We start from the raw sequence: 20,206 nt of genomic DNA, 5'->3' as shown, positions 1-20,206 counted from the left end.
GGCAGTGGGCTCTGGGTCCGGTGCAGGCGTCCTATCCGGGGCGGGCGCGGGCGGAGGCGCGGGGGCAGGTGCAGGCGCGGGCGGAGGCGTGGGGGCAGGTGCAGGCGCGGGCGTTGGGTCGGGCGCAGGAGGGGACGCTGGGCGCGCTCGGGGGTCTTTCATGGATAGGTAGTCCGGCGAGGCCGCCCGGCTCGTTGCGAAATCGTACACGGGCTCGACACGACCGGCCGAGCGGGCACCGAACGGAGGATCACCCCGGCGCCGGCGTCACCGAACGGCGCCGTCACCGAACGGCAACCGCGGTGAGGCGAGCCTTTCGGCCAGCGCCCTCCTGGCGCGACGCAGCCGGCTGGCGGCCGAATTGGGGTTCATGCGGCGCCTTCGTGCCCAGGCGACGAGGCTCAGGGGCCCGGCCCCTGCGAGGAGGACCTCACGATGGCTGGCGGGGAGCGCGGCGATCTCGCGGAGCGCGGCGCGGGCGAGGAGCGCTCCCTCGATCTCCACAGGCGCCTGGCCGGCGGGCGAGAAGGGCGCGTCGAGCAGGATCTCGCGGCGGACGCAGGCGCGCTCCCGGTAATGGGACACCTGGCGCCAGACGATGCCGTGCAACCACCCGCGCAGCGCCGCGCGCGGGTGCCGCCGCGGGTCCGGGCGGTACCTCCGCGCTCGGATGGCTTCCCAGGCGCCGAGGAGCACCGTCTGGAGGAGATCATCTCGGTCGCGGGCGGGAACGTGGAGGGCGCGGAGCAGGGGGGCAACGAACGGCCGCTCGGCCCAGAGGGCCTCGATGGAGGGCGAGACCGCCGGGTGGAGCGCCTCGTTCGGCGCGCTGCGTGCGCGGCGGCGCGTCCGGGGTTCCGGCGCATCGGAGGACAGGCGGCGGCCTTCCCGCCGGCGGGGGATCGGCAACGGGGTCTTCATCGGAGCGGTGTCCGGGACTGCCCCGCTTCTCGCTGCACAATCGACCGGCCCGCGTGACCTTGGGCGCCGGCGCGCTCGTTCTGGCGACTGGCGGGCGACGGGCGCACGACGGGGAGGGTCGGGCCCTCGTGAAGGGCGACGTGAGCTGTCGCCTGGCGAGAGATGAGAAAAGTACCTTGCTCTTCGTAATGCGATCGAACGGGGGTGGTCTGCCCCAGGATGGATCTGGCGGCTCCCTGGGGTCCCCTGGTAACGTGGCCGCACTTACCGCGGCACGCCCACTGCGGCGCCGTAGATCATGAGGAGAGGCGATGGCGGCGCGAGCGCGACGTGGGCGACGCGGAATCATGGCGATTTTCTGTGCGAGCACGCTCGGGCTCGGGGTCGGGGTCACGTCCGGCGGATGCGGATCGTCGACCGGATACATATGCCCCTGGGATGAGGACCAAGGACCCAAGGTAACGCCTTGTGAAGTGCTCGATCCCCCCGATGCCGGCGGAGCTGGCGGGTGCGGCGGCGGCGATGGCGGCGATGACTGCGCGGCCGAGGACGACACGGACGTCGCCATCGCGTCCGAATTCGGCGACCTGATCCCGCCAGCAGAGGTCTGCGCAGGGCAGTGCGTACCGAAGGAGCCGCTCGGGTGGTCCGAGCCCGCGCTGCTCTGGATCGGCTCCCCCGACGGCGTGCCGGGCTGCCCTGCGACCGCGCCGATCGTCGGCTACGAGGGCTACGCGGATTTCGCGGCTCCGGCCCCGCGCCCGTGCCCCACCTGCGCGTGCGATCCGCCCGAGGCGAGGTGCGAGGTGCCGGCGGAATGGAGGGCCTACGCCAGCTTCCCGTGCGGCGGCCCCGAGGCTCCCGCGACCTCCTTCGCGGCCCCGGAGGGGTGGGACGGGACCTGCACCTCGGCGAATGCCGTCGAGGCCGGACGGACCTGCGATGGCGCCCCGTGCGTGCAGTCGCTCGCGATCCAGGCGCCTCGCGTCGTCTCCGCAGGTTGCGCACCGAGAGTCGCGGAGGCGCCGGAGAACCCCGACGAGCCCGCGATTGCGGGGAGCTTCGCGATCGTCGCCCGGGCGTGTACCGGAAACGCGTCCCCCCCGTGTGCGGATCCCGGCATGACCTGCACGCCGGCACCGCCAATCGGCGACGCCGCGCCTCCCGAGGGATTCCTCACGTGCATCCACCACGAGGGAGAGCAGGACTGCCCCGCCACGTACCCGGACCGGCACGTCTTCTACGCCGGCGTGGAGGACACCCGCGGCTGCGCTCCTTGCGGCTGCACCGAGCCCACCGGAGCGACGTGCAGCGTCCTGGCCTCCGCGTTCAGGGAGGAAGGGTGCTCGCAGCTCGTTGCGGCCCAGGTGATCACGGCCGACGCCCCCCACTGCGGGACGGTCGCGAGCGGCACGGCGCTCGGAAGCAAATCGGTGAGCGTCGTCAGCCTCGAGCCCGGAAAGTGCGAAACGTTCGGCGGCGAGGCGGTAGGCAGCATCGCACCCACCGCGGCGGCGACGTTCTGCTGTCAACGCATCAGCTCTGTACCGGCCTGAGTCGACAGCTCGTTCCGGGGGCAACAGCGGCCTCGCCAAGGGGGGTGGCAGGCGGCGAGGGGCGTGCCCGCGACCTCCGCGCGCTGCACGCGCTCGCAGCCGCCTCATGGGAATCGCTCCCGCAGGCGCATCCGACGATTCGCGAAACCGCACGGAGGTTCAGAAGAAAGCGACCAGGCGGAGCGCCACCGCCTGCGAGACGGGCGCCACGGACCACCCCTCGCCATGGATGGGTCGAATGTGCGTCCGATGTATGTTGATCGAGAGGTCGCCGCTGAGCTGCCCGGCAAGGCGAGTCGAAAGCGGCACCTCCAGCCCCGCACGAAACCCAAGCCCTGCGTAGGGCAGCGCGAGCTCCCTGCCGGTGCTGCTCCTGACGTTCCACAGCCCGCCTGCCGTGGCGAGGGCGCAGCCGAAGAACCAGTCCGCGTGCCCGCAGGGAACCACTGAGCCGCTCAGCCCCGACACGCCGAAGGTCCAGCCGTGGTAGGGCTCGGCATCGATCGGGAGATCCCCGCGGGCCTCCAGCGAGAGCGAAAACCTCTCCCAGCGGGCGCCGGCAAACCCCGAGAACCCGACCGCCACCGACGGCGCCACGCCGGCGCCGAGCAGCACCCCGGCGCCCAGCTGGAGGCGCGGGCGATCCGGCGGCGGCCTCGGCCGCGGAACGGGTCGGGCCGGCGCAGCGACCGGGGCGGGCGGCTTCGAGGCCGGCGCCTCGGGCGGCGCGCCCGGCGGGACGGGCGGAGCGGCATCCCCCGGCGCCAGCGGGGGCGGCGGCTCTGACGGCGGCGAGGTGGGAGCGCTCCCCGGTGCAGGCCGTGGTGGCAGCAACGGGCGCATGACGGCGCTGAGGGCGAGGCCGATGTCCCCCACGAGCACGCCACAGATCGGGCTCGAGAGCTCCTGGCGGCCGAGCGCCCGGCCATCGTGGTCGTGAAGCGCGATCTCTCCCCCGAACGCCGGTCCCCTGCGCTGGACGACCACCTCGACGCGCCACGCGCCGTCGCGCACGAAGGGGTCGACCCCGCCGAGCTGGCTCGCGACGATCTCCCGGAGGCTCGGCTCCTCGGGGCACCCCTCGGTGCCAGGGCTCCGCGTGTAGGACAGGCGCGCGCCGCGCGGCGCGACCTGCGCGAGCGTCACGGGCGACGTCAGGAAGAGCGATGCGGCGAGCGGCAGCGCGGCGCGTTTCATCCTGCGGATCCGGTTGCGGGCGAGGAACGGGCCGGACATGAGCGGAGCGCCGTCATCCGTCACCCGTCGTCATCCCTACTATTTCCGGGAAGGTCCCCCGGATTGTTGCGAAATCGTGCGCCAGAGCCGAAAAGGAATGCGCGAGGTTCGCCGGCGACCTTTCCCCCGAAACTGAGAGAGATGTCACCGCGCGAGCGTCACCGAACGGCGCCCTCACCGAACGGCAGCCTCGGTGAGGCGAGCCTTTCGGCCAGCGCCCTCCTGGCGCGACGCAGCCGGCTGGCGGAGGGCGCCGCGGCACCGGTCGCTGAACCGAGGGTTGGACGAAGCGGCACGAACGAAGGAACGTGGAAGCTCGGCCGCCGCGACGCCGGAGGCGTATGAACCACCCATCTCCACCCGGGTGACGGAACTCATCGACACAGCATGGCCTCGCGCACGCCGCGCGGTCATGGCTTTGGAGGACGTCGGGGGGACCTGGACTTGGGGGACGGCGAACTCCGAACAGGTGCCCCGGGGATGGACGGCCCAACATCGTTCTCGCCAAAACAGAAGCGGGAGTCGGTCAGCGCGTCCAGCGCCTCGTGGCCGCACACGCCATCGGACCGGCCGAGCCGCTTCACACACTCCGCGTCCGACACGCAGGACCGGCACCTCCCCTTGATGCACAGGCCGCCGCACTGCGCGTCCGTTTCACACCGGAGGCCGTACTGACGGCCACAGGTCCAGATCGCGCTGCACTTTCCTCGGTCGCAGAAGCCGTCGCCGCACTGGCTGTCGTTCGTGCATGTCACGGCGCAGCGCACCTCCTCGCACGGCCAGCCGCCGCATGTGCCGTCCTTCGCGTCGCCCTTCGTGCACGCTCGGTCCGGGACGTTCTTCGACCAGCGTCGTTCGGGACAATCATCGACGATGGCCATCTCATGCGGCGAGAGCTTGAGGCGGAGCTCGTGCGCGAGCACTTCGGAGGGGAGGGGTTTGGGGTCCGGGGCCGACGGCGCCTCCAAAGACGTCAGCCATTCCTGCGCGGAGGCTTCTGGAGCGGGTAGAGACGAGCTGCTGGCGCGAGGCGGTGGGGTGGGCAAAGGCGGTGGTGTGACCCATTCACTCGCGGGAAGCGGTAGGGTGGGCAAAGGCGGTGGTGCGGACAGCGGGACGACGCGGACAGGGTGCTCGACGCGTCCTCCCCCAGGCAGCGAATCGCCCGGTGAGCAGCAGGACATGACGGCGGCACCCATCGTCGCACCGAGCCCCAGAAGGGCAAGTCGCCGGTGCATCCAGCGCGCATGCTTCATACGAACCGTGACGATCTGCTGTCTGCCCAGGGACTCTGGGTCGTCGGAAACCACGCCTGCGATCCTAGCGCTACTGCGGGAAGTCGGACAGGAAAGCGAACCGCCATGGCGCCAAGGGCGCCATGAAACCAGGGGAGTAGGAGGGGGAAATGCCGGGACGGCCCTTCCCCTCTCCGCTTGGCGGCCTTGGCGTGCGTCTGGTTCACATGCGTTCTCATGGCGATGGCCATTCACACCCCGGATCGTTGCCGCCGGGGCCTCCAAGGTAAATGATCCTGTCTCCGGACACGGCATCCTCGTGCAACCTCGACTTGCTGTAGCAGGACTCCCTATATGGCCCAGGCCCGTAGCCGTCGACCGGTTTCACCCCAAACCACAATAGATCGTAGTACGTCGGGTTTCGCACGTAGGCCGCATGCGGCCACATGGCATCAGCGAACTCCCCGCTGCCCATCTCGGTCTTGATCGCACCGTTCTGATTCTCGAACGCTGGAGAAGCCCCTGAACGATACACCTCCCCGTACCAATCCGACCGGCAGGCGCCCGCGTGCAATGTCCCGAACAGGCTGGCCGGATAGTAGCCGAGTAGCTCGTGCTGGTACGCGATCCACCAGTCGCCGGCCGGGGCCTGGAAAATGGCGATCAGGTGCTCCACCTGCGCCCCGCCGGGCGCGGATACGGGCACGATTTGACCGGGACGAGCTCGGCGAAACGGGTTCGCCACGAACTGCCCGTCGGCGTCGTCCCATGCGTGCCGGAGCTTGCCACCTTTGGAGCTGATGTATTCGATGTGCAGCCGCGGCTCGCCGTCGGTGAGCCGTCGCTGGTTCGTGGCAAACGGGTTGACCCTGTCGACGGCGATCGCAACACCGATCATCTCCTCGAGAGGGCCCAGGGCTGGACACACGACCGCGAACTCCAGGAGGCTGAAGCTCCCGGGGGCCACCTCCGGGCGAAACTGGTTCATGAAGCCGGACACGCCGCGGTTCGGATCGAGGGATTGGAGCCCGGCGTAGAGTCGTTCGGGGCCTGTCGGCTGCCCGGCGACCTGATAGCGGTCAAGGTAGTCCTCGATGGAGGTCGCGTCCGTCTCGCCGAGCACATAAGGCCAGAAGGTCGGCCGGTGAAACGGCGCCGCCGTGGCGACGAGCTCGAGGAGCTCGGGGATCTCCTCGGCCGCCGTGAGCCCGAGCTCCACGCCCGGGGGCAGCACGAGCTCCTCCGACGCCCACGGCAGCGGCGGCAGCTCGTAGGGGATGGCGGGCAACCACGCCCGGTCGAGCCCATCGACGATATCTCCCGACGGGAGCTGGATCGACCGGACGATCGGCGCGCCCTGGTAGATCACCTCCGCCACATAGCGCTCGACCTCCGCCCTTCTCGCTTGTTGGGCCGCGTCGAGCTCTGGCTCTTCCGCAGGCGGCTGTTCCGGCCCAGGCGGCTGTTCCGGCCCAGGCGACTGTTCCGGCGCCGGGAGGCCGGACGTCGTGCGAGGCTCGCTGTCGTCGCTCTCGTCGAGCGGGCCGACGGTGATGGTGCAACCGCTGACCACAACCGTGACCGGCATGACGAGCCAACGAGCCATCCACCGGCGTGGGATCGGACGCGGAGAGCGCGGCGGCGGAGCGAGCGGGGAGTCGAGCAGGTGGGCCAGGCGCCGGGGAGCAGGCGGAGAGCGTAACATTGCGTGGGGATGCTAACAGCGAAGCGGCGCCGCGCGGAAGGGGACGCTCACCCGCCGCGACCCCCGGGAGTGGTGCGGCGCTGAGCTCCACGGTGCGCGAGGCCTACGACCTGCTCCAGCGCGCGTGGACGCTCGTGAAGGCGCTCTATTCTATGCGGAGGAGCAGGGGCTCGGGTTGCGCTCCCTGCACTACGATCCCCAGCGCGATGCGCGTTTTCCGCCAGCCCCCTGCGCGAGGTGTACCGGCGACATCTCCCCCCAACCTGAGGGAGATGTCACCTGGGAGTGGGACGGGAGCGGCGTCGCGAGGTGACCGGCGAACCGCGCCGTCCTCGCGCGATGGGTGGGATAGCCGATCGCCTGCCGGCGGGCATGCGAGGAGCAGCGCTATCCGATCGGCTCGGGCTCGGCGTCGGCCTTCTTCCTGGCGCTGGCGGCGCGGGCCCGCTGGTCGGCGCGCCGCTCTTCCTCCGCCACGTCCTCGTACGGCGAGAGCAGCCGGTCGCGGAGGAGCGCGTGAGTCTCGTCCTTGTCGTCGTCGTACTCGGCATGGGCCTGGACCAGCAGCGTGCCATAGGCCTCGTGCCACGCCTCGACCGCCTTGAGCACGTCGTCGACATGGAAGCTCATTTTGAAGAGGATGCGGTCCGCCGCCGACATCTTGTCGCTCATTTCACCCAAAAGCCATTTGGGAAAGTAATATTCGCGGTTACTGATGCAACGCGCCACGATCTCGGCCCAATCGACGCCATCTGTTTTGAAGGCTCCCAGCACTTCCCGAGCGGTCCACCGATCAACACGTTCGTACTCCTTCCACGTTCCGCTCCCAGGGGGCTCTTCGAGGTTCCCTGTGCATCGGACCTCCACCACGTCAGCGTCCGGATCGAGCGATTCTAGCCACGCTCGGACTTGACCAGACGCATCATCGGGGACAGAGCAGCTCAACAGAACCAACAGGAACAACACCACGCATCGTCGCATCACGCACCTCCGATGCCGCATACGCGTCTTGTCTGCGGATTCGCCGCCAGACTGGATGGGATCACTTTACGTGGATGAGCCGGTCGAGGCCGAACGTTCGGGCACGTCCGCGGGTGCGGACTCATGAGCAGTCTTCGGGCGGTACGGGGGGCAGGCCGAGCTCTGCCCTGATCGCATCTCTAGCGTCACGGAGCTCGCGGGCGATCTCGTTCTCGGGCTCCGCATCCCTCAACCTCTCCAACGTCGCCTCCAACTCGTCTGGAAATTTTTCGTCATCGAACGTCTTTCCGCCTTCCGTCATCCGGAGAATCGTTTCCAACTTGGCCTGACGCCACCGCTTGTCGGCTATCTGCACATTGTAGGTGGTCCTCGCGCGGTCATAACGCAGCACCACCTCTTCGCTCACGCCAAATTTCTCAGCCAGAGCGCGCCGTTCCTCGGCCGACAAGCCGCCAGACCGTATTCTGCGCACGATCTCCCAGATGAGAAGAATGTCTTTCGTCCATTCAACGCTCATACCCATCACCCAGCCCACGTCCCGCGAACAGCGAGAGAACGCCGGTCACCTCCGAGCAGCGTCGTCGCAGTCCTCAGCTCCGTCCAGGCAGCGACCCGCCGGCGCCGGTGGCGGCGACATGAACCGCTTGTCGTCGCAGCGCCCCCCCTCGATCCAGCCCCTCATCTTGAAGGCGAGGACCTTTACTCCCCTGATCTGCTCGCTGATGGCGCGGGATAGCCGTCCGGGGAGGTCGTTTCGGGCTGCTTCGCGGCGTGCGGCGCGGCGACGCGCCGCGATCTCCTCGTGGTCGATGACCTCGCCGTTGATGACGACCACCGATTCACGAGCGAACCATCGATCGAGTTGCTCGTCCTCCTCCCGTGTCGCGCTCTCGGGCCCCCCTCGATCTCCCTTGCATACGGGGCCTCGATCACCCCGGCGCCAGGGCCGACCGACTCGATGCGCGCTCGTCCTCGAACGGACGCACCGTCCTCGGGCAGGGCGCACGCCAGCAGAGCCAGCAGGAACAACGAGACGTATCGCCGCATCACGCACCTCCGGCGCCGGAGGCGCGCCAGGTCGTCCACTGCGCTGTCGACCCCGCTGAAGCCAGCCAGCGCAACCGCACACGCGCCCGTCTGGAGGCCGAGCAATCCGGCAGCCTCAGCGCACCCAGGATCCGTCCTTGTGGCATCAGCGGAATCGGACGCGCCAGGCTCTTGGCCGGCCTGCATGTCGGAAGGGGAGCCTGGGTTGCGTATGTCGTGGAGGACCAACGACGGAGGAGCGCTGCACGCAATCTCATGAATCGTGCAAGCTTCGGTCCGTCGCGCGGCTCATGCTCGAGGAATCAGGGAGGGAGCGCGTCATAAGATGTGCGGGCGACGTTCGCGCTCCCGCCGATTCGGCTCGCCCCGCCACGCTTCACCGCGCGGCGAACCGGCTTCTTTTACCTACGCGCCGCGCCGCGAGGCCATCACGGTCTCGTCATCGCGCGCGATGCGCTCTCGTGGAGCGGGCTGCGATTCGTCGCTCTGACGTGCCGCCCCGTCCCGTCGGCGGCGAGGCGGCGCCCTCGGCCACGGCGCCCGGGGTCAGCCCCGTCCACCGCTTGAACGCCCGGTGGAAGGCGCTCGGGCTCGAATAGCCGAGCTCGTTAGACACGACCTTGGGCTGGGCGGCGCCCAGCGCCTGCCTCGCCCGCTCCAGCCGCAGCTCCTGCAAGAGCTCGCGGTGGCTGACGTGCGCCGCGGCCAGGCGGCGCTGCAGCGTCCGCGCGCTCATCCCGAAGCGCTCGCCGATGCGCGCCAGGCCGGGGTCACCCGCGTCGAGCGCCAGCGCCAGGGCGTGCCGGAAGGCAGAGACGAACTCGGTGTCATGCGTGATGCGCTCGCGGACGTCGAGGCGAGAGAGCGCCTCCTCCGCCTGCACGACAAGGATGCTCACGAGCCGCGGATCCTGGCTGACGATCGGCGCTTCAGCGATGCCGCGATCGAAGACGATCTCGTCAAAGCGGCCTCCGAAATGCACCGGGACGCCGAGGACCTCTTCATACGTGCTCGCCGCGGCCAGGGGCGCGTGCGCGAAATGGATCCGACATGGCGCGTAGGCCGGACCGAACAGCGCCCGGGAGCGCGCGACGATCAGCCCGAGCAGAAGCTCCGAGAGCGAGGGGACGCCGCCGGGAGCGTCGTGACGGAATCGGAAGCTCTTCCCGTCGGATTCGGTCCAGACGCGCCCGGCATCGGCGAGCAGCGGCAGATACCGCGTCAGGTGCGCGAACGCCTCCGCGCCGGTCGTGCTCGCCACCGTGAGGTAATCCAGGATGTCGAAGCTCCCCAGGGGGAGCTGCCGGGCAGCGCGGAGCCCCAGGAGAGGACCAGCCGCCCGGTGGTCGGTGAGCGCGCTCCACACGCGGCGGACCATGGCGATGGACACGCGAGCGCCCCGCCTCTCCAGAAGACCGCTGGGGAGGGCCATCGCACGCTGAACCTCCTCGGCCTGGAGCCCGTCTGGTGCTGCCGCTGTCACCAGAGCCCGCAAGAGCTCCGTGGATCCCGAACCTTGAGCCGGCACGATCGCTGATTATGTGGGCGCGTCGCGAAATGTAAACCGTCGCCAGCGACGTGATCCCGGGGTGCTGCGCCTGCGACGACGGCGCCGATTGCGGCTGCGGCTGCGGCCTCCGCTGCGCGCTCAAGACGCCTGGGAACGCTCCAGGGAGAGAACGCGAGACCGAAGCAGCACGGGCGCAACTTTGCGGTATCGCGACACGATGGCGCATTCTGTACATCGCCTGTCGCGAAGTGGAACTCGAGCCCTCGCGATCGCGTGCTACAGCTTGTCGTAGCACCGTCTCGGCCGGAAACGCTCGCCGCGAGCAGGATGCCTGGATAGGTCCGTTCACCGCAGCAGTCCAGCGGCGAGCGGCGCCTGTTGCCTGCTGAGCGCTCGGCGGAGCCGTGTGGCATCGCGCGGGCGCCCCGGCGCGCCGAGCGCACCGCGGCGATGGCGCCGGGCGGCGCTGCAATCACGAACCCTTCGAGGAGATCCGAATGAAGAAGAAGCTTGCTCTTGCCCTGTCCATGCTGATCGCGACGCTCTCCGCAGCTTGCGGCTCGGGCGACGCCACGGAGACGGAGATCGACGCGCCCGCGCCGCAGGCCGAGGCGACTTCGGCCGTCACGCCGGACCTCTTGCTGCGGACGGTGGAGAACATCGGCGCCGAGCTGGAGGCGCGGCAGGCCTCCGGGACGCTCTCGGCCGAATGGGCCGAGGCCTGGTCCAAGGCGCAGGCCATGCGGCAGCAGAGCCCGATCCAGACCTTGATCGAGCTCCTCCAGGAGGGTGCCTCTTCCGGAGACCTGCTCGCGGTCGGGTCGGACGCGATCGAGCTCTTCTTCCAGTCCTACGATCCCGTCCTGCTCGAGATGGAGCGGCAGCACGCGGACGGAACCCTCGACGCAAGGCTCACGGAGCTGCGCGCGAGCTGGCTCTCGGTCGCAGAGAAGGTCGTCGAGTCCGGCGACTCGTCCCAGAGGGCGTCGACGTACTGCTGCCGCGCCAGCGTCTCCTTCTCGGACAACTGGAGTTGCCACCAGTTCAACACGATCGGGGTCTGGGCGGCCGCGAAGTGTTCGGCGTTCTTCGCCGGGGTGCCGGTCGTGGACGGCATCCGCCTGTCGAAGGCGTCCTGCTCCAGCATCCCGGAGTGCCAGTAACCGATCCCGAGGGCGCGGCGAGCCGGGCACTCGAGCCCGGCTCGCCGTGAGCCCGGAGCCTTCGTGACATGAGCTCACGCCTCGTCGCTCTCGCCTGCGCGGCCCTCGGCGGCCTGGCGGGGTGCTCGGACGTCTTGCCCGGCGACCCCGTGGAGGAGCAGTCTTTCGCGATCAAGGACGGGAGACCGGCGACCCCAGACGCCCTCTTCGGCGCGGTCGCCGTGCTGGACAGCGAGGGTGTCCAGGAGTGCTCGGGCGTCCTCATCTCACCGAGTTGCGTCGTCACCGCGGCCCACTGCGTCGTGCTCCAGGGCGAGGTCACCGGGGAGCTCCTTGCCGAGCTCGGGCCGGCGAACCTGCGGGTGACGGCGGGCGCGCTCGACGTGACGGAGGCGCCGCCCGAGCAGACCTTCCGTATCCGCAAGGTCGTCCGGCACCAGAGCTTCCCGGCGCCTGGCACGATCGGCGCGAGGGAGCTCGCCCGGGCGGAGGACATCGCGCTCTTGCTGCTGGAGACCCCCGTGCAGACGATGCCCCCGGTTCCGCTGGTCCCGCCCGAGGCGCTGGACGACCTGCTGGACGAAGGCGCACCGGTCGTGATCGCCGGCTACGGCGCCCGGGGCAAGCCTGGCGAGCCCTCCGGCGCGCTGTACGTCGGCGAGACGCCCTTCCAGCAGCGTAACGCGACCGAGTTCTCGGCCGGCGCGCCCGGGTCGCCGGACAGCTGCCCTGGTGATTCGGGCGGGCCTGCGTGCCTCATGATCGCTGGAGAGCCGCACCTCCTCGGCATTAGCGTCCGGGCGCTCGGCTCGCCCGCCGGCGCCGACTGCGGAGACGGCGGGATCTATACGCTCGCGCCCGCATACGGCCGCTGGATAGCGGAGAACGCCGACGGAGAGGCGCCCGTTACCGGCGACGGCGAAGCGCCGGCGGCGGGCATCGAGGGAGACCCGCCGGGCGGGTGCGCCGTTGGCCGCACCGGGCGCTCCATGGACCACCAGAGAGGCGTCGGAGCGAACGTCGCCTTGATGGCGGGCGCCATTGCGATACTCGTGCGACGATCCAGGGCACGCCGGTGAGATTTACGCGCTCGACCGACTTCTCGACGATTCAGGTGTTCCTGACCCACGGTCCAGCCGGAGACCCACAATCGCGGATCGCGATCTGCCATCGATGCATCTCGCCCCTCCTGGCGTCCTCTCGGCCACTTCCGGACCAACCGCGAGCGTGCGGCCGGCGCCCGCGCTAGGCTCGGCCGCCGCCCGGTCAGCCACGCGGACAAGGAGACCCGAGCGCGAGCGAAGGATGCGTCGTCCCCGATCCCCCCTCTCCCCCCGAGCCCTGATCCCTGCCCTGCTCGTGCCGCTCGCCTGCGGCGCGGGCGCGTGCTCCGGCGGCTCCCTGCGGGACGCCCCCGCACAGACCGGCACCGCGGCGCACGCGCCCGGCACAAGCCCGGCCCCGGCCCCCGCCTCGGAGAGCGCGCCATCGATCGGCGCCGCCGCGACTGCCCTGGCGAGCGTGGCTCCCCCCGGCCGCACGCCGCTCGGCACCGCGACGGTTCAGCCGCTCCCGTTCACGATCGAGCCGTCGCTCGACCGCCGCTCGGTGCTGCTCCTCTCCAAGCTGTCGTCGGATCGCGCCGGCTGGGTCAGGCGGCTCGACGCTGCCACCGGAGAGCTCGGACCGCCGCACCTGCTCCTCGACGAGGACCTCGCCGGCGCCCACGCCTCCCCGGACGGGACCACCACCCTGCTCACCTCGCAAGGCGGCGAGCTCTGCGTGACGGCCATCCTCCCCGGCGAGGCCTCGGCCGCATCGCGGACGTGCGCCCCGATCCGCGCGCACGCGATGGCCGCCGTGGGCGAGCGCGTCGCGCTGCTCGAGCTCGCCGAGACCGCACCGCGCGGCAGCTCCGCGACGCCTGCCCAGCGCGCCGCGCGCGAGCGCTCCGCCGCGGCGAAGCCCGCGCGCAAGGCCCCCGCCCGCAAGGCGACGGTGGCGAAGCCGAAGCAGCCGGCGAAGACCTCCGGCGCGAGCGGCAAGGCCACGCGGAAGAAGCGCGGCGAGCACCGCGGGCGCGACGGTCGGCCCACGAAGACCGCGCGCCCCGCGCCCCGGCCGAAGCGGCCGGACCCGCTGCCCGAGGTCGAGGTGCGGCTCCGCTGGGTCTCGCCGTCCGAAGGGATCGCGGCCACGTCGTCCCCCACCGGGCTGCGCTTCCGGCCGCCGCTCGACGGCATGGGGCTGATCGACGCAGGCGGGCGGCCAGGCGCGATCGACCTCCTGTTCTACGCGTCGAGCTCGAAGAAGACGAGCACGTCGTGGCTCGGGAGCGCGCAGATCGCCTTCGCCTCGCTCGGCGAGGACGGCAAGCTCGATCCGGGCCGGCGCGCCGTCGTTGTCGAGGGCGACCTCGACTACGGCGCGCTGCGCGGCCACCAGGATCCGCGCCTCGTGACGGCGAGCGCAGGCGCCGTGGTCGTCGACGTCACCGGCCGCAACGGGGCCTGCCAGGCGACGCGCGTCGCGCCCTCGCTCCAGCGGCTTGTCGCCGGCGCCGCGCCCAGGGCGGTCTGTGCGGTGGATCCGGCGCGCCTCGCGGACGCGACCCCGGTCACGCCGGCCGAGATCGGCGCCCTCGAGCGCATCGCCGCGAGCGGCGCCCGGCGCGCCCCGGGGCAGCCGGGGTACGATCCGGGGCTCGCCGCGTGGGCGGGAGATCGCGCGTACTTCCAGACGATCTCCGGCGGGCTCTTCTCGGCCTCGCGCGCCGACGGGCAGCCGCGCCGCGAGCCGGACCCATTCCCGGCACGGCGCGCGCGCATCGCGTGGGGCGCGCTCGCGACGGACGGCGAGGGGCTCGCCTTCGCCGCGGGGCAGCTCCACCGGCTCGACGCGCGCGCCCTGGTCACCGCGGCGGCGGCGCCGGAGAGCGTCGGCGCAGCGCCGGCGGGCGCCGCCGGCGGCGCGCCGGCGACGCCGATCGGCGAGCCGGAGCGCCCCACCGACAGGCGGCGCGCCGCGCGCATCGGGTCGTCCTGGTGGCTCGCGAGGACCGACGTGGGGCGGCTCCTGCCCGAACCGCTCGTGGTGCCCGCGCTGCGGGGGCGCGCGCACGAGGACAGCACGGCGCTCGTCGGCGGGCACGAGCGCGGGCTCTTCCTCGAGGTGCTCGGCGACAGGCTCCAGATCACCGGGATCGACGCCTCGGGCGCGCTCACCGGGCTCGGCGCTCAGGGCGGGCTCGCGCCCGTCGCGCCCGGCGCGCCCGATCCCGACGCCGGAGGCCGCGCGCCGCCCGCCCTCGCCATCGCGTCGCCGGTGCGCGCGGGGTTCGACGCATGCGAGCGCCGCGGCGGCGGGGCCATCGTCGCCGGCGTGAGCGCCGCGGATCCGCGCGTGGTCGTGGCGCTCGCGATCGACGCGCTCGGCCGCCCCGGCGCGGCGCGCGTGACCTCGCTGCCGATCGCCGAGGGCGACCTCGCGGTGCGGCTCGTCGCCCTGCCCGAGGGGGGCGCGCTGCTCAGCGACGCGGCCCGGCGCCACGTGGTGTGGCTCGACGACGAAGGCGCCGAGCTCGCGTCGCAGCCCTGGCCGGCCGACGACACCGGCGCGCTCTGCGTCGACGGGCAGCCCGCGCGGCGCGCGGTCCCGGCCCCGGCGCCCGGCGCCTTCGTGACCGTCCCGGAGCTCGCGGCGCCCGGCGCCTGCGTGGTGGGCGATGCGGTCTGGGCCTCCGACGGCAGCCTGCGGTGGTTCGGGAGCGCCGTGAGCGGCCTCGACGCGCAGGCCGAAGCCGGCGTCGCGCGCGTCGCTCGCCCCGCGCCGCCCGCGAGCGCCGGCGCGGCGCGCTCGGCCGCACGAGAGCCTGCGGAGGCGCCCGCCGCCGCGCTGCCGGGCGCGCCCGCGTGTCCGGCGGACATGGTGGCCGTCGACGGCGGCCGCTTCTGCGTCGATCGCTTCGAGGCGATGCTCGTCGACGGCGCCACCGGACAGGCGCTCTCGCCCGACTACCCGTCGACCCCGAACCTGCTGGAGCTCACCCTCGCCGACTGGTCGACCGGCCTGCGGCGGATCGGCGACGTCCACGCGCGCGCCTTCCCCCTGCCGCTGCTCGCCTCCTGGCAGCGCGGCCGGGCGATCGCCGCCCTTGCCCGCTCGCGGTCCGGGGTGCGGCCGAGCGGCTACGTGACCGGCCTCGTCGCCGAGAGCGCCTGCGCCGCGGCCGGCAAGCGGCTCTGCTCGGTCGAGGAGTTCGTCACGGCGTGCCGCGGCGAGGACGACACGCTGTACCCGTACGGCGACACGTTCGAGGAGGGCGCGTGCAACGTCTACCGGCCGGCGCACCCCGCCGCGCTGCTCCACGGCAATGCGTCGATTGGCCACCTGGATCCCCGGCTGAACCGCGTGCGCAGCGCCCGGGAGCCGCTGCTCCGGGAGACGGGCGGGAGCCCGCGGTGCAGGAGCCGCTGGGGCAGCGACGCGGTCTACGATCTCGTGGGCAACCTCGATGAGTGGGTGAACGAGCCGGGCGGAGCGTTCGCCGGCGGCTTCTACGCGCGTTCGACCCGCGCAGGCTGCGAGGCCCTCATCACGGCCCACCCGAGGAGCTACCTCGATTACTCGACCGGCGTCCGGTGCTGCCAGGACGGGCCCTCGCCCCCCGCCTCAGCGACGGAAGCGCCGCCGGGCGCCCCGGCCGCTCCCGCCGGCTCAGAGCCGCGGCCGCCCGGGCACCTGCCGTAGCATCCCGGTCACGGCGAAGGCGGCGGAGATCACGAGGAGCGCGGGGGTCCAGGGGTGCACGGTCAGCACACCGACCACGGCGAGCAGCCAGGTCAGCAGCGAGACCAGCACCACGCTCCAGAGCACCACATCGGTCCAGCTTCTCATTTGTGCCCCTTTCGATGAGGGTCCGTCCAGGGGCGAGGCGAACGGCGTGCCACTCCATCGCTGACGCGCGGCCCCGCGTGCTACGTTGGGCCGCGATGAGCGCGTCATCCCCCGCAATGGCAAGCGATCTGGAAAACCCGACGGAAGAGCACCGGATGCTGCGGCAGATGGTGCGGGATTTCGCCCGTGAGGTCGTCGAGCCGCAGGCCGACGAGCACGACCGGAGCGCCACCCTGAACGTTCCCCTGATGCGGCGGCTCGGCGAGCTCGGCCTGCTCGGCGTGACCGTGCCCTCGGAGTACGGGGGCGCGGGCATGGACGCGGTCGCCGCGGTGATCGTCCACCACGAGCTCGCGAAGAGCGATCCCGGGTTCACGCTCGCGTACCTCGCCCACGCGATGTTGTTCGTGAACAACCTCTTCCACGCCGGCAATGACGAGCAACGCGCGCGGTACCTGCCGAAGGTGCTCTCCGGCGAGTGGATCGGCGCGATGGGCATGACCGAGCCGACGAGCGGGACTGACGTCCTCGGCATGAAGACGTTCGCCCGGCGCGACGGGGACCGGTACATCCTGAAGGGGCGCAAAGCGCTCATCACGAACGCCCCGGAGGCCCAGATCTTCCTGGTCTATGCGACCATCGAGGGCCGGGTCACGACATTCGTCGTGGAGCGGGGGTTCCCCGGGTTCTCGACCGACGAGAAGACCCCGAAGATGGGAATGCGGGGGAGCACGATGAGCGAGCTCCTCTTCGACGACTGCGTCGTGCCCGCCTGGAACGTCCTGGGCCAGGAGGGGGGCGGCATCCGCAACATGATGAGGAACCTGGAGCTGGAGCGCCTCACGCTCGCGGCCATGAGCCTGGGAATCGCGGACCGCTGTCTGGAGATCATGATCCAGTACGCCGGAGAGCGGAAGAGCTTCGGCAAGCCCATCGCCGAGCACGGGCAGATCCAGCGCTACATCGCGGAGAGCTACGCCAAGACCGAGGCCGCGCGCGCCCTCATCTACGCGGTGGCGCGCAACGTCAGCCCCGAGCGGAGAAACCGGCTCGGGACCGACGCGGCCAAGCTCTTCGCCGCGCCGGTGGGCAAGGAGGTGGCCGACAACGCCATGCAGGTGCTCGGCGGCTGGGGCTACTGCACCGAGTACAAGGTGGAGCGGTTCTTCCGTGACGCCAAGCTGCTCGAGATCGGCGGCGGCACGCTCGAGTCGCACCAGAAGAACATCACGCGCGAGCTGATCGGCCGCATCAGCTGACGCTGCCCGGCCGCGCCGATAGGCTCGCGTGGCCTCGGCGCGCGTGTGTCGGCGACGGATCTCACGAAACACCCCCGAGTTCGTACCGGCCATCACGGTGTGTCGTGGGCGATGAGGGGCTGTCACGCCTCGGTTGCGAAAAGTCAGCGCTGGGTTTGCGGTCCGGCCATCGAGACGCCACGCGTTTCGATCAGCATGGCCATCCATGGATTGGGGAGAACTGGCGACGGTCGCGCCGACGGCGCTGTCATCCATCATCTACGCGACGATCCAAACCTCCTTCCTCTGGAGGATGGCGCGGCACCGGCTCGTGGCGCCGGTCGACGCGTGGCGACCCCCCGGGGCGACCCCGTTCGTCAGCATCCTCAAGCCCGTCGCGGGCGTCGACGACGGGCTCGCCGACAACCTCGAATCCTTCGCCCGGCTCGATTACCCCTGTTACGAGATCGTCTTCGGCGTCGCCTCGCGAGAAGACCGTGCGGTGCCGGTGATCCAGGCCTTCATCGCGGCGCACCCCGAGGTGAAGGCGCGGCTCTGCCTGACGGATCCGAGCGAGGCGTTGAACCCGAAGGTGGCGCAGCTCCTCGAGCTCGAGCGCAGGGCCGAGGGCAGCGTCCTCGTCATCTCGGACGCGAACGTGTGTGTCCGTCCAGACTACCTCCGCTCGCTTCTGTCGATCTTGATGCGGCCGGGCGTGGGGCTCGTCTCGAGCGTCGTCGTGGGCACGGGGGAGCGGACGCTCGGCGCGGTGGTCGAGAACGCGCAGCTCGGGGCGTTCATCGCGCCCGGGGTCGTCGCCGCCGCCGAGCTCGCTGGGCGCTCGATCAGCGTGGGCAAATCGATGGCGATGCGGCGGGTCGATCTCGCGCGGGTGGGAGGGTTCGAGAGCGTGGCCCACGTGCTGGCGGAGGACGACATGCTCGGACAGCGCTTCAGCGCGTGCGGGTTCGTCGTCGACCTCTGCCTGGATCCGATCGAGAACCGCAACACGAGCTGCTCTCTCACGCGCATGCTTGATCGACACACCCGCTGGGCGAAGATGCGGCGCACGCTCGCCCCGCGCTGCTTCGCGGCGGAGCCGTTCAACTCGCCGCTGCTCATCGCGTGGCTCACGTTGCTGCTCAGCCCGACGGGCCTCGCGCTGGAGATGTGGCTGTTCGCCTGGACGCTCCAGAGCCTTGGGACCTTCCTGGCCCTGAAGATGCTGCGCCCGGCGCGCTCCAACCTGGCGCTGGTGGCGGTGGAGCCGCTCCGGACGCTGTGCTGGTTCTTCTGCTGGCTGAACGCGTATTCGAACCGGCGGGTCGCCTGGCGGGGCAACGCGTTCCACATCGGGCCAGGGACGGCGCTGGTGGCCGCGGACGAGCCGTCTTCCTTGCGATCGCCCGCCAGGTAGCGGGGGCGAGGGATCCCGGGCTGCTCCCCGGGCGCGGGCACGGCGAGGAGGGGCCGGAACAGCGAGGAGCGCCGGCTCAGACGTGAACCGACGCGACGCCGATGACGGCGCCGGCCAGGATGAGCCAGAGCGAGCTCACGCGGTACCGGATGAGCAGGAGCGCTGCCGCGATGGCCAGAGCGCCCGTGAGCCAATCGACCACCGCCGCGCGGGCGAGGCGGAACGAGACGACCGCCATCAGGGCGAGCGACGCCGCGTTCACGCCGTCGAGGAAGGCCGAGGCCACGGGGGAACGGCGGACGCGGGGGATCAGGGGTCCGCTCAGCGCGACGAAGAAGAACGCAGGAAGGAAGATGCCCGCCGTGGCGACCAGCGCGCCCGGGACGCGGCCCAGGAGATAACCGATGAAGGTGGCCGCCGTGAAGACGGGGCCGGGCGTCACCTGGCCGACCGCCACCGCGTCGAGCAGCTGCGCCTCCGTCATCCACCGGTATCGCTCGACCAGATCCGCGCGGAGGAACGCGAGGAGCACATACCCACTCCCGAAGAGGACCGAGCCCACCTTGGCGAAGAACAGAAACAGCGGCAGGAGCCCGAACGGCACGCTCACCGCCGCGGCCGTCGCGGCGGCGCCGCTGGCGAGCGGGACGGCGAGCGGGACGGCGACGGCGGCCGCGCCGGGAGGCGGACCCGCGGGGCGCCCGGTCGCGAGCCGGTGCGACACGGCGAGCACGCCCGCGCCGGCCAGGACCGCGAGCTCATGGATCCCGAAGAGGCTCGCGCCCGCGCAGAGCGCCGCGAGGCCGAGCGAGCGCCGCGAGCGCAGCCCGGCGCGGCCGAGACCCCAGAGCGCCTGGGCCACGACCGCGATGATCACCGGCTTCACCCCGTAGAGGAGCGCCGACATCTCCGGCACCGCGCCGAACCGGACATAGGCCCACGCGAACCCGAGCGTGATGAGCGCCGCCGGCACGATGAAGCACCCTCCGGCCACGAGCAGGCCCGCCCAGCCGGCCCGGCGATGCCCGATGTGGATCGCGAGCTCGGTCGAGCTGGGTCCCGGGATCAGGTTCGTCGCACCGTAGAGATCGAGGAAGTCCTCGCGCGTCATCCAGCCGCGCCGGCGGACCACCTCGTCCTCCATCATGGCGACGTGGGCCGCGGGGCCGCCGAAGGCCGTGGCGCCCAGCCGGAAGAAGAGCCGCGCGAGCTCCCAGAGCGCCGCGCCGCGGTCCTCCCCGGACGTCGGCGCCCCCTCGATGCCAGAGTCTTTGCTCATGATACGTGCCGCGTGGAACAGG

Annotated in this window: 15 protein-coding genes; 6 read left to right on the top strand and 9 right to left on the bottom strand. The window is 71.5% G+C overall.

Annotated elements, in window-relative coordinates; translation table 11 throughout:
- Positions 1-267: 267 nt before the first annotated feature.
- Positions 268-921: a sigma-70 family RNA polymerase sigma factor gene (locus WMF46_RS49380; protein ID WP_437983613.1), complete on the bottom strand. Its 654-nt coding sequence runs from the start codon at positions 919-921 to the stop codon at positions 268-270.
- A gap of 473 nt (positions 922-1,394) precedes the next feature.
- Between WMF46_RS49380 and WMF46_RS49375 the strand changes: the two genes are divergently transcribed.
- Positions 1,395-2,477, top strand: a complete 1,083-nt coding sequence (locus tag WMF46_RS49375) for a hypothetical protein (protein ID WP_437983612.1) — start codon at positions 1,395-1,397, stop codon at positions 2,475-2,477.
- Positions 2,478-2,636: 159 nt separating this feature from the next.
- Here WMF46_RS49375 and WMF46_RS49370 read toward each other — a convergent pair whose 3' ends face one another.
- The 6 genes from WMF46_RS49370 to WMF46_RS49345 all read right to left on the bottom strand — a co-directional run bounded on the left by WMF46_RS49370 (position 2,637) and on the right by WMF46_RS49345 (position 10,164).
- The gene (locus WMF46_RS49370; RefSeq protein ID WP_437983611.1) at positions 2,637-3,713 is read right to left on the bottom strand and encodes a hypothetical protein; all 1,077 of its coding nucleotides are present in this window, start codon (positions 3,711-3,713) and stop codon (positions 2,637-2,639) included.
- A gap of 1,470 nt (positions 3,714-5,183) precedes the next feature.
- Positions 5,184-6,536, bottom strand: a complete 1,353-nt coding sequence (locus WMF46_RS49365) for a neprosin family prolyl endopeptidase (protein WP_437983610.1) — start codon at positions 6,534-6,536, stop codon at positions 5,184-5,186.
- Between the two features lie 504 nt (positions 6,537-7,040).
- The gene (locus WMF46_RS49360; RefSeq protein ID WP_437983609.1) at positions 7,041-7,619 is read right to left on the bottom strand and encodes a hypothetical protein; all 579 of its coding nucleotides are present in this window, start codon (positions 7,617-7,619) and stop codon (positions 7,041-7,043) included.
- Positions 7,620-7,755: 136 nt separating this feature from the next.
- Positions 7,756-8,151, bottom strand: a complete 396-nt coding sequence (locus tag WMF46_RS49355; RefSeq protein ID WP_437983608.1) for a hypothetical protein — start codon at positions 8,149-8,151, stop codon at positions 7,756-7,758.
- 45 nt (positions 8,152-8,196) lie between these two features.
- Positions 8,197-8,469: a hypothetical protein gene (locus WMF46_RS49350; protein WP_437983607.1), complete on the bottom strand. Its 273-nt coding sequence runs from the start codon at positions 8,467-8,469 to the stop codon at positions 8,197-8,199.
- Positions 8,470-9,120: 651 nt separating this feature from the next.
- On the bottom strand, positions 9,121-10,164 hold the full coding sequence (locus tag WMF46_RS49345) for an AraC family transcriptional regulator ligand-binding domain-containing protein (protein ID WP_437983606.1): 1,044 nt from the start codon (positions 10,162-10,164) through the stop codon (positions 9,121-9,123).
- Between the two features lie 524 nt (positions 10,165-10,688).
- Here WMF46_RS49345 and WMF46_RS49340 point away from each other — a divergent pair.
- The 3 genes from WMF46_RS49340 to WMF46_RS49330 all read left to right on the top strand — a co-directional run bounded on the left by WMF46_RS49340 (position 10,689) and on the right by WMF46_RS49330 (position 16,103).
- Positions 10,689-11,354, top strand: coding sequence for a hypothetical protein (locus WMF46_RS49340; RefSeq protein ID WP_437983605.1), 666 nt, complete (start codon positions 10,689-10,691; stop codon positions 11,352-11,354).
- A 68-nt stretch (positions 11,355-11,422) separates the two neighbouring features.
- Entirely contained in the window at positions 11,423-12,433 is a 1,011-nt protein-coding gene (locus WMF46_RS49335) for a S1 family peptidase (protein WP_437983604.1), read from the top strand.
- Between the two features lie 226 nt (positions 12,434-12,659).
- Complete coding sequence (locus tag WMF46_RS49330) at positions 12,660-16,103, top strand: hypothetical protein (protein WP_437983603.1); 3,444 nt, start codon at positions 12,660-12,662, stop codon at positions 16,101-16,103.
- Here the strand turns inward: WMF46_RS49330 and WMF46_RS49325 are convergent.
- Positions 16,071-16,250, bottom strand: coding sequence for a hypothetical protein (locus WMF46_RS49325; RefSeq protein ID WP_437548241.1), 180 nt, complete (start codon positions 16,248-16,250; stop codon positions 16,071-16,073). The two genes, WMF46_RS49330 and WMF46_RS49325, sit on opposite strands and share 33 nt — an antisense overlap.
- A gap of 95 nt (positions 16,251-16,345) precedes the next feature.
- Between WMF46_RS49325 and WMF46_RS49320 the strand changes: the two genes are divergently transcribed.
- Entirely contained in the window at positions 16,346-17,509 is a 1,164-nt protein-coding gene (locus tag WMF46_RS49320; protein ID WP_437983602.1) for an acyl-CoA dehydrogenase family protein, read from the top strand.
- A gap of 205 nt (positions 17,510-17,714) precedes the next feature.
- Entirely contained in the window at positions 17,715-18,905 is a 1,191-nt protein-coding gene (locus tag WMF46_RS49315) for a glycosyltransferase (RefSeq protein ID WP_437983601.1), read from the top strand.
- Positions 18,906-18,981: 76 nt separating this feature from the next.
- Here the strand turns inward: WMF46_RS49315 and chrA are convergent, their stop codons facing one another.
- Complete coding sequence (chrA, locus tag WMF46_RS49310) at positions 18,982-20,184, bottom strand: chromate efflux transporter (protein ID WP_437983600.1); 1,203 nt, start codon at positions 20,182-20,184, stop codon at positions 18,982-18,984.
- Positions 20,185-20,206: the final 22 nt, after the last annotated feature.

Source organism: Sorangium sp. So ce117, from assembly GCF_051524395.1.
GTDB lineage: Bacteria > Myxococcota_A > Polyangia > Polyangiales > Polyangiaceae > Sorangium > Sorangium cellulosum_B.
The sequence above is the reverse complement of the archived record's forward strand: the minus strand, read 5'-3'. Positions and strand labels throughout refer to the sequence as shown.

Coding starts and splice junctions, on each gene's coding strand:
- WMF46_RS49380 (WP_437983613.1), bottom strand. CDS start 921: ATGAAGACCCCGTTGCCGATCCCCCGCCGGCGGGAAGGCCGCCGCCTG.
- WMF46_RS49370 (WP_437983611.1), bottom strand. CDS start 3,713: ATGTCCGGCCCGTTCCTCGCCCGCAACCGGATCCGCAGGATGAAACGC.
- WMF46_RS49365 (WP_437983610.1), bottom strand. CDS start 6,536: ATGCCGGTCACGGTTGTGGTCAGCGGTTGCACCATCACCGTCGGCCCG.
- WMF46_RS49355 (WP_437983608.1), bottom strand. CDS start 8,151: ATGAGCGTTGAATGGACGAAAGACATTCTTCTCATCTGGGAGATCGTG.
- WMF46_RS49340 (WP_437983605.1), top strand. CDS start 10,689: ATGAAGAAGAAGCTTGCTCTTGCCCTGTCCATGCTGATCGCGACGCTC.
- WMF46_RS49335 (WP_437983604.1), top strand. CDS start 11,423: ATGAGCTCACGCCTCGTCGCTCTCGCCTGCGCGGCCCTCGGCGGCCTG.
- WMF46_RS49330 (WP_437983603.1), top strand. CDS start 12,660: ATGCGTCGTCCCCGATCCCCCCTCTCCCCCCGAGCCCTGATCCCTGCC.
- WMF46_RS49325 (WP_437548241.1), bottom strand. CDS start 16,250: ATGAGAAGCTGGACCGATGTGGTGCTCTGGAGCGTGGTGCTGGTCTCG.
- WMF46_RS49320 (WP_437983602.1), top strand. CDS start 16,346: ATGAGCGCGTCATCCCCCGCAATGGCAAGCGATCTGGAAAACCCGACG.
- WMF46_RS49315 (WP_437983601.1), top strand. CDS start 17,715: ATGGATTGGGGAGAACTGGCGACGGTCGCGCCGACGGCGCTGTCATCC.
- chrA (WP_437983600.1), bottom strand. CDS start 20,184: ATGAGCAAAGACTCTGGCATCGAGGGGGCGCCGACGTCCGGGGAGGAC.